Annotated in this window: 10 protein-coding genes; 3 read left to right on the forward strand and 7 right to left on the reverse strand. The window is 69.2% G+C overall.

The window, feature by feature from the left end:
• From AC31A1_RS40565 to AC31A1_RS40575, 3 genes are all read right to left on the reverse strand, one after another.
• The coding region (locus AC31A1_RS40565; RefSeq protein ID WP_489658093.1) for a helix-turn-helix domain-containing protein at nucleotides 1–298 on the reverse strand (298 nt) is incomplete at its 3' end.
• A 164-nt stretch (nucleotides 299–462) separates the two neighbouring features.
• On the reverse strand, nucleotides 463–834 hold the full coding sequence (locus AC31A1_RS40570; protein ID WP_489658094.1) for an SH3 domain-containing protein: 372 nt from the start codon (nucleotides 832–834) through the stop codon (nucleotides 463–465).
• A gap of 301 nt (nucleotides 835–1,135) precedes the next feature.
• A complete protein-coding gene (locus AC31A1_RS40575) occupies nucleotides 1,136–2,806 on the reverse strand; it encodes a fumarate hydratase (RefSeq protein WP_489658095.1) in 1,671 nt (556 codons plus the stop codon).
• Between the two features lie 179 nt (nucleotides 2,807–2,985).
• On the opposite strand from AC31A1_RS40575, the gene AC31A1_RS40580 reads away from it, so the two are divergent.
• Entirely contained in the window at nucleotides 2,986–3,702 is a 717-nt protein-coding gene (locus AC31A1_RS40580) for a DUF1707 SHOCT-like domain-containing protein (RefSeq protein ID WP_489658096.1), read from the forward strand.
• A gap of 173 nt (nucleotides 3,703–3,875) precedes the next feature.
• On the forward strand, nucleotides 3,876–4,250 hold the full coding sequence (locus tag AC31A1_RS40585) for a WhiB family transcriptional regulator (protein WP_026150672.1): 375 nt from the start codon (nucleotides 3,876–3,878) through the stop codon (nucleotides 4,248–4,250).
• 97 nt (nucleotides 4,251–4,347) lie between these two features.
• On the opposite strand, the gene glpX is transcribed toward AC31A1_RS40585, so the two are convergent.
• Nucleotides 4,348–5,382: a class II fructose-bisphosphatase gene (glpX, locus tag AC31A1_RS40590; RefSeq protein ID WP_366489563.1), complete on the reverse strand. Its 1,035-nt coding sequence runs from the start codon at nucleotides 5,380–5,382 to the stop codon at nucleotides 4,348–4,350.
• Nucleotides 5,383–5,508: 126 nt separating this feature from the next.
• Between glpX and AC31A1_RS40595 the strand changes: the two genes are divergently transcribed.
• Complete coding sequence (locus AC31A1_RS40595) at nucleotides 5,509–6,030, forward strand: DUF4245 domain-containing protein (RefSeq protein WP_489658097.1); 522 nt, start codon at nucleotides 5,509–5,511, stop codon at nucleotides 6,028–6,030.
• An 81-nt stretch (nucleotides 6,031–6,111) separates the two neighbouring features.
• On the opposite strand, the gene AC31A1_RS40600 is transcribed toward AC31A1_RS40595, so the two are convergent.
• The 3 genes from AC31A1_RS40600 to xseA form a co-directional block, all read right to left on the reverse strand.
• On the reverse strand, nucleotides 6,112–6,702 hold the full coding sequence (locus tag AC31A1_RS40600; protein WP_489658098.1) for a malonic semialdehyde reductase: 591 nt from the start codon (nucleotides 6,700–6,702) through the stop codon (nucleotides 6,112–6,114).
• A 490-nt stretch (nucleotides 6,703–7,192) separates the two neighbouring features.
• On the reverse strand, nucleotides 7,193–7,441 hold the full coding sequence (locus AC31A1_RS40605) for an exodeoxyribonuclease VII small subunit (protein ID WP_489658099.1): 249 nt from the start codon (nucleotides 7,439–7,441) through the stop codon (nucleotides 7,193–7,195).
• A gap of 44 nt (nucleotides 7,442–7,485) precedes the next feature.
• Nucleotides 7,486–8,694: an exodeoxyribonuclease VII large subunit gene (xseA, locus tag AC31A1_RS40610; protein ID WP_489658100.1), complete on the reverse strand. Its 1,209-nt coding sequence runs from the start codon at nucleotides 8,692–8,694 to the stop codon at nucleotides 7,486–7,488.
• Nucleotides 8,695–8,758 lie beyond the last annotated feature (64 nt).

The following is an 8,758-nucleotide window of genomic DNA, read 5'->3' on the forward strand; positions in this document are numbered from 1 at the left end:
GGGGAGGAGCGGGCCTGGACTGTTCCTGGGCCGCCGCGTCCCACAGGGAGAGCAGCGCCTCGGGTTCCGCGTGCGCGAGCCGGGCGAGGGCCTCGACGGCTGCCCGGGGCGGGAGTTGGCCGCCGTTGAGATAGCGGTGCCAGGTCGACTTGCTGAACGGGGTGACGGAGGCCAGCGCGGCCAGGCTCAGCCCGGTCCGCCGCTTGAGAAGCCGGAGCCGTTCCGTCAGGAGCCGCCCCGCGTCGTCGTAAGGGCCGGACAGAGGCCGCTGCTGCTCGACCGTCACGTGGCTTTCCATTCCATCCTGCTCCTCGCCGTACCGGGGTGAACGCCGTGATCCGTTCCCGGGGCCGGCCGCGTGCCACACCCCGACCACCGGAATATGAAGGGGTGTTGACCTGGCACCACCCGACAGGACGCACGGGGACGTCCCGTCGGGCGGTGCGGCCGGTCAGCCGAGGGTCAGCACCAGCGGACGGCGCTGCGGTTGCGGACGTAGTGGGCCGAGACGTAGCCCTCGTGGTGCGGGAGCTTGTACCAGCGGTGGTTGCCGAAGACGTTCGACCCGTACGTCTTGCAGACGATGGGCAACGTCCGCCCGACCGCCCGCGAGCCGACGACGCGGTAGCCGGTGCCCGGACCGGAACGGACGTTCAGCCGCTTGAAGTGACGGGTGGTGACCTGTCCCAGGGCGTGCCGGGTCACGTGGTGGTGGGCGACGTGGTGCCGGGTGTGGGGAGCCGGGGCGGCGGTGGCGGCGACGGCTGTCACGGGGAAGACGGCGACGGCTGCGATCGCGGCGACGAGACCGTTGCGCAGAGTGCGTCGGATCATGGGGGTTTCCTCCGAGTGGACCGAGGACCACGGGGTGTGATCCAGTCAGGTCGGAGCTTTTCCGGCAAACCGGGCGAAGATGCTGTCCCGCACGTCCCTGGGATGAACTGGGACAGAGTGCGGGACTTTCAGGCATGGCGTGGCCCATCCAGCCCGTCCGGCGTTTGAGGACGAGGCCGTTGAGGCCGACCGGGGGTCCAGGGGGCGGAGCCCCCTGGCGGGGTGAAAGGCGCAGCGCCCCTGGTGATGGGACGGGTAAGGGCGGCGGGGGCGCTGCATCCATCAGCGGCTCCGCCGCGGGTCAACCCAGCCCAGGCCCCCGCACCGGAATATGCGTGAACGTAGGCTCAGGCGCCGGGTTCTGGAAGAAGTCGTTGCCCTTGTCGTCGACGACGACGAACGCCGGGAAGTCCTCGACCTCGATCTTCCAGACCGCCTCCATGCCGAGCTCCTCGTACTCGACGACCTCGACCTTCTTGATGCAGTCCTGGGCGAGCCGGGCCGCAGGCCCACCGATGGACCCGAGGTAGAAGCCACCGTGGGCGTCACACGCGTCGGTGACCTGCTTGCTCCGGTTCCCCTTCGCGAGCATCACCCTGGACCCCGCCGCCGCCTGGAACTGCTCGACGTACGAGTCCATGCGCCCGGCGGTCGTAGGCCCGAACGACCCGGACGCATACCCCTCAGGCGTCTTCGCGGGCCCCGCGTAGTACACGGGGTGGTCCTTCAGGTACTGCGGCATCTCCTCACCCGCGTCGAGCCGCTCCTTGATCTTGGCGTGCGCGATGTCACGCGCCACGACGAGCGGCCCGGACAGCGAAAGCCGGGTCTTCACCGGGTACTTGGTCAGCTCGGCGAGGATGTCGTCCATGGGCTGGTTGAGATCGATCCGCACCACGTCCTCCTCGCCGGAGTCGAGATGCTCGTCTGTCGTCTCCGGAAGGAACCGCGCCGGGTCCGTCTCCAACTGCTCCAGGAACACGCCCTCGGCGGTGATCTTCGCGACGGCCTGCCGGTCGGCGGAGCAGGACACGGCGATGGCGACGGGACACGAGGCCCCGTGCCGAGGCAGCCGTACAACCCGAACGTCGTGGCAGAAGTACTTGCCGCCGAACTGCGCCCCGATCCCGATCCTCTGCGTCAGCTCGAAGACCTTCTGCTCCAGGTCCTTGTCCCGGAAGCCGTGCCCCAGCTCCGAACCCTCGGCCGGGATCTCGTCCAGGTAGTGCGCGGAGGCGTACTTCGCGGTCTTCAGCGCGTACTCGGCGCTCGTACCGCCGACCACGATCGCCAGGTGGTACGGCGGGCAGGCGGCCGTACCGAGCGAACGGATCTTCTCCTCCAGGAACTTCATCATGGAGCCCTCGTTGAGGACCGCCTTCGTCTCCTGGTAGAGGAACGACTTGTTGGCCGAGCCGCCGCCCTTCGCCATGAACAGGAACTTGTAGGCGCCGCCGTCGGTCGCGTACAGCTCGATCTGGGCCGGCAGGTTCGACCCGGTGTTCTTCTCGTCCCACATGGTCAGCGGGGCCATCTGCGAGTACCGCAGATTGAGGTTGAGGTAGGCGTCGTAGATACCGCGCGACAGGGCCGACTCGTCCTCACCTTCGGTGAGGACGTTCTGCCCCCGCTTGCCCATGACGATCGCGGTACCGGTGTCCTGGCACATGGGCAGCACGCCGGCGGCGGCGATGTTCGCGTTCTTCAGCAGGTCCAGCGCGACGAACTTGTCGTTGTTCGACGCCTCGGGGTCGTCGATGATCCGGCGCAGCTGGGCGAGGTGGGCGGGCCGCAGGTAGTGCTGGATGTCGTGGATCGCCTCGGCGGCGAGCTTGCGCAGCGCCTCGGGCTCGACCTTGAGGAACGTCCGCCCGTCGGCCTCGAAGGTGGAGACACCCTCGGAGGTCACCAGCCGGTACGGGGTGGTGTCCTCTCCCATGGGGAGCAGATCGGTGTACGCGAACTCAGGCATCGCAGCCCATTCCTCACTCGACAGACGGCCGCCCGCCGACACTGGCGGGCGCTCACCAGCGTAGAACCTGCCACTGACACCGAGCTTGTGAGGTAAGGCTCAGTTCCGCCGGGCCTTCGCCACGCCAACGTTGTCCACACCCCTAGTCGCGATCTATCGCGTTTCGGTACGCTGCTGCCGTGGACCTTCAGAAGCAGCCCGCATCCCTGCCCACGGCCCCGCAGCCCGCGCCCGCCGCATCGGCGCTGCGCGCCTCGGACGCCGACCGTGACCGCATCGCCGACATCCTGCGCGAGGCCCTGGCCGAGGGGCGCCTGGACGCGGACGAGCACGCCGAGCGGGTCGAGGGGGTGCTGAGCGCCAAGACGGTCGGCGAGCTGGAGGTCTTCATCCAGGATCTGCCGGCCGCCCACGGCCGCCGGGCGACGACCCCGTCGTACAGCCCCGCTCCGAACCGCCCGACGGAGGGCGCGATCCCGGCCGAGGCCGACGAGCACGTGGTGGCGGTGTTCAGCGCCGCGATGCGCAAGGGCCGCTGGCGCGCGGGCCGCCGTCTGCACGCGTACGCCGTGTTCGGCAGTGTCGAGATCGACCTCAGCGAGGCGATCTTCGAGTACCAGCAGGTCGTCATCAAGGCGATCTCGGTCTTCGGCAACGTCGAGATCCGCGTCCCGGAGAACGTGTCGCTGCGCGGCACCGGCGGCGGCGTCCTCGGCAACTTCGAGGTGGACACGCTGGATTCCGTCGAACCGGACGCGCCCGTGGTCTACGTCGACGGGTGGGCCGTCCTCGGAAACATCGAGGCAAAACCCAAGCGGGGCAAGCTCGTTGCGGACATTCTCGATCGGGTTCAGCGCAAGGTCGACAAGAATTTGCGCAAACACCTGGACCGTTGACGGTTGTGAATCGGGACACATGTGGAGCTGATCGGTCCACGCCGGTCCGCCCCTGACATCGCGCACAAGCACACGGAAACCAGCGGTTCGGAACTCAGTGCATAGGCGCGCGCACAGCGGGTAGGCCTTGCTGCATCGTCTCTCGCTCGCGAAGCCGTCGTCAGGAGTAGACCGTGCTGCAACCGCCGCATTCGTCCCTGCAGGTAGCTGCTGTTCCGGCTCAGCGGGTGCCTGCGCGAGACAGGGACCAAGACGCTCCCTGGCACACCGAAGCGGTGTGCCGGCGCGACGAGGCAGGCCTGTTCTTCGCACCCTCCAAGGAACCCACCGCCGCCCGACTCTCCCGCGAGGACGCCGCCAAGCGCGTCTGCGCCCGCTGTCCGGTCATGGTCGAGTGCCGGGAGCACGCACTCCTGCAACCCGAGCCCTACGGCGTCTGGGGTGGCCTCACCGCCGCCGAACGCCGCGTGGTCCTGGCCAGGCGCCGTCGCCGCGACCTGGAACTCCAGAAGGCCCGCGCGGCAGGCCGCATAGCGGCGGCAGGCTGACCGACGCAGAAGAGGCGCCCCCACCGCACCGGGGGCGCCTCTTTCACATACGACCGTGCGGTCAGGGCTTCTTTCGTGTTTCGTGCCTGCGTGGTGGTTACTTGGCCCGATCAAAGTCAATCGCGCTGTACGCCCGCAGCTTGCTCAGCCGGTGCTCCGAGTCGATCCGCCGCACCGTCCCGGACTTCGACCGCATCACGATCGAGTCGGTCGTAGCGGTCTCCGCCCGGTACCGGACACCCCGCAGCAACTCCCCGTCCGTGATCCCGGTAGCGACGAAGAACACGTTCTCCCCCGACACCAGGTCATCGGTGGTGAGCACCCGGTCCAGATCGTGCCCCGCGTCCAGCGCCCGCTGCCGCTCCGCGTCGTCCTTCGGCCACAACTTGCCCTGGATCACACCCCCGAGGCACTTCACGGCACAGGCCGAGATGATGCCCTCGGGCGTGCCGCCGATGCCGAGGAGCAGATCGACGCCGGTGCCTTCGCGCAGCGCCAGGATCGAGCCCGCGACATCGCCGTCGGAGATCAGCTTGATCCGCGCACCGGTCTCCCGGATCTCCTTGATGATGCCGTCGTGCCGCGGCCGGTCCAGGACGACGACGGTGACGTCCTCGGGCGTGACCCGCTTGGCCTTGGCGACCCGGCGGACGTTCACCGAGATCGGGGCCTCGATGTCGACGAACTCCGCGGCCTCGGGTCCGGTGACGAGCTTGTCCATGTAGAACACGGCGGACGGGTCGAACATCGAACCCCGGTCCGCGGCGGCCAGCACGGCGATCGCGTTCGGCATTCCCTTGGCGTTGAGGGTGGTGCCGTCGATCGGGTCGACGGCGATGTCGCACTCGGGCCCGGTCCCGTCACCGACGCGCTCGCCGTTGAAGAGCATCGGCGCCTCGTCCTTCTCGCCCTCACCGATGACGACGACGCCGTTCATCGAGACGGTGGAGACGAGGGTCCGCATGGCGCGCACGGCGGCACCGTCGGCGCCGTTCTTGTCACCGCGCCCGACCCAGCGGCCCGCGGCCATCGCGGCGGCTTCGGTCACCCGGACGAGTTCCAGGGCGAGGTTGCGGTCGGGGGCCTCGGAGGGGACTTCGAGTTCGGACGGCAGATGATGATGCTCGGTCATCGGAGCGCACCTTTCTGATACGACGACGGCCGGATGAGGGTATGGCCCCGACTCTATCGCCAGGCAGACAAAATGAGCAGGGGGGCCCACGGATGAGCGGACCAGGGCACCTGCGACGATAGGGACGTGGCAGGTTCGAACGGCAAGCAGAAGACGGTCCGGGACATGATCCTCTCCCTGGGCCTGATCGGGATCGCGGCGGCGATCGTCTACATCTTCATCCCGCACAGCGACCACGCTCCCGACATCAAGCGGGTCGACTACCGCGTGGAGTTGCTCACGGCACGCCGCGCGGCGCCGTACCCGGTGGCGGCCCCGGAGGGTCTGTCCACGACCTGGAAGGCGACCTCGGTCAGCTACGACGGCGCCGCGTTCAACGCCTGGCACCTCGGATTCAGTGCCCCCGGCGGACAGTACGTGCAGATAGAACAGTCGACTCAGAAGCCGGCCGACTTCATCGACACCGCCAGCCAGGGCGGCGCCGCGACGAAGACGACCCAGGACATCGACGGCCGCACGTGGACCCGCTATACCGGCGGCCGCTACGACGCGCTCGTGCTCGCGGGCAAGGGGTCGACGACGGTGGTGGCGGGGACGGGGTCGTTCGCGCAGCTGACGGAGATGGCGAAGGCGCTGCGGACGAAGTAAGCAGTCGTACGGCTGCGACGAAGGCCCCCGGCACGGCTTGCTGCCGGGGGCCTTCGTCATGTCATCGGGAGGTCGTCCGACTCAGACGGTGGTGACGACCTCGTCGTACTCCAGACGCGGGGAGCGCGGGAACCAGGCGTCCGGGCCCGGCTTGCCGATGTTGATGACGACGAACGGGGTGTGGTCGTCGTCCAGGAACTCCTTCTGGACGCCCGCGAAGTCGAGACCGGTCATCGGGCCGGCGGCGAGCCCGGCGGCACGGATGCCGATGATGAAGTACGCGGCCTGGAGGGCGGCGTTCAGCGCGGCGTTGCCCTCGCGGACCGAACGCTCGCCGAAGACGGCGTCCTTGGCCTGCGGGAAGTGCGGGAACAGGTTCGGGAGCTCCTCGTGGAACTCGTTGTCCGCGGAGAGGATCGCGACCAGCGGGGCGGCGGCGGTCTTCTTCTGGTTGCCCTCGGCGAGGTGCCGCACGAGGCGCTCGCGGGCCTCGGGGGAGCGGACCAGGGTGATGCGCAGCGGCGACTGGTTCATGGAGGTCGGGCCGTACTTGACCAGGTCGTAGATCGCCTGCACCTGCTCGTCCGTCACCGGCTCGTCGGTGAACGTGTTCGCGGTACGGGCCTCGCGGAACAGCAGGTCCTGGGCGGCGGGGTCAAGAACGAGAGACATACGGGAACTTCCTCGGGGTGGCCGGAAACCGGAACCGGACCGTGGTCCGGATAGGCTGACGAGAGCGACCGTACGCGACACGAGGTTCAACATTCAACCAAAACCGGAGCAGGGTGATCCGCATCACAGAGAAACACCGTCGGGACCGCTTGCCAGGGGTCGGCTCTTGCCGGGGAGCGGTCGGCGTTGCCGACAGCGGGTATCGGCTGACCGCCGTCACCGACGGGTGCCCGCGGACGCGGCGCACCGTTCGCCGCCGGCTGTCGTAACTCGCCGTCCGCGTCCAGTAGTTGCCGACTGACCGCTGGCGCCGCGCGGGCTGGCGGCCGCCACGGCTTGCTGTCCGCTGGCAGCGGGCGCAATTCGCCGTCCGCCGCCGGTCGGCTGTTGGCCGTTTTGCCAACCGGTCGCCGTCGCTGCGCCGGCTGGTGGCCGCTACGGCTTGTTGCCCGTTTTGCCCGTTGCCCGCCGCGCGAGACGCCCGCCCTCGCTACTCGCCGTCGCCACCCGCGTCTACGGTCGAGCTCTCTACCTCTTCCTCCGCCAACGCCGCGTCCAGCCGGGCCCTTGCCCCGTCCAGCCAGCGGCGGCAGACCTTGGCCAGTTCCTCGCCGCGTTCCCAGAGCGCGAGGGACTCCTCCAGGGTCGTGCCGCCCGCCTCCAGGCGCCGTACGACCTCGATCAGCTCGTCGCGTGCCTGCTCGTACCCGAGCGACTCATCCGTCACCTTGCTGGTCATTCGCCCACCCTATGCATCAACAGGAACTACGCCTCGAACAGGAACTACGCCTCGACGCGGACCGTGAACTCGCCCTCGGCGACCCGCGCGCGGAGTACCTCCTCCGCGCTCACCTCGTCCGGGTCCCGGACCACATGACCGTCGGCCCGCTGCAGCACCGCGTATCCCCGCTTCAGGGTGGCCGCGGGGGAGAGGGCCACCACGCGCGCGTGCGTGTGGGTCAGCTCCGAGTCGGCGCGGTCCAGGAGGTGGCCGAGGGTGCGTCGGCCGCGGTCGAGGAGGGCGGCGACGTGATCCGCGCGCTCGTCGATCATCCGGTGCGGATCCTGTATCGACGGCCGGGACAACGCCTGCGCCAGCCCGCGCTCCTCCCGGTCCACGAACGCCACGACACACCGCCGCGCCCGGTCGCGCAGCTGCCGTACACGCTCGTACTCCTCGCCCACGTCCGGTACGACCTTCTTCGCGGCGTCGGTGGGGGTGGAGGCGCGCAGGTCGGCGACGTAGTCCAGGAGCGGGTTGTCGGGTTCGTGCCCGATCGCGGACACCACGGGCGTACGGCAGGCCGACACGGCCCGTACGAGCTGTTCGTCGGAGAACGGCAGGAGGTCCTCCACGCTGCCGCCGCCCCGCGCCACGATGATCACGTCCACGCCGTCGAGCGCGTCCAGTTCCTTCACGGCCTGCACGACCTGCGGCACGGCGTGCACGCCCTGCACGGGCACGTTGCGCACCTCGAAACGGACCGCGGGCCAACGATGCCGCGCGTTCTCCAGGACGTCCCGCTCGGCCGCCGAGGCCCGCCCGCAGACCAGCCCGATCAGCTGCGGCAGGAAGGGCAACGGCTTCTTCCGGTCGGCCGCGAACAACCCCTCCGCGGCCAGCGACTTCTTCAACTGCTCAAGACGCGCGAGGAGTTCACCCACCCCGACCGGCCTTATCTCGGTGGCCCGCAACGACAACTGCCCCCGCGGCGCGTACCACTCCGGTTTCGCGAGTACGACCACCCGCGCGCCCTCGCTGACGACATCGGCGACCTCGTCGAACACCTGCCGGAAGCACGTCACGCTCACCGAGATGTCGTACGACGGGTCACGCAACGTCAGAAACACCACACCGGCACCGGGCCGCCGCGACAACTGGGTGATCTGCCCCTCGACCCACACCGCACCGAGCCGATCGATCCACCCGCCGATGAGCCGGGAGACCTCACCGACGGGGAGCGGCGCGTCCGGAGCCGTGTTGAGAGCCATGCGCCCGAGAGTAACGGCCACCTGTGACAACGGGGCCGAGGTGCGGGGTGGGGCGGGACATGGG

Source organism: Streptomyces sp. P5F9, assembly GCF_057961495.1.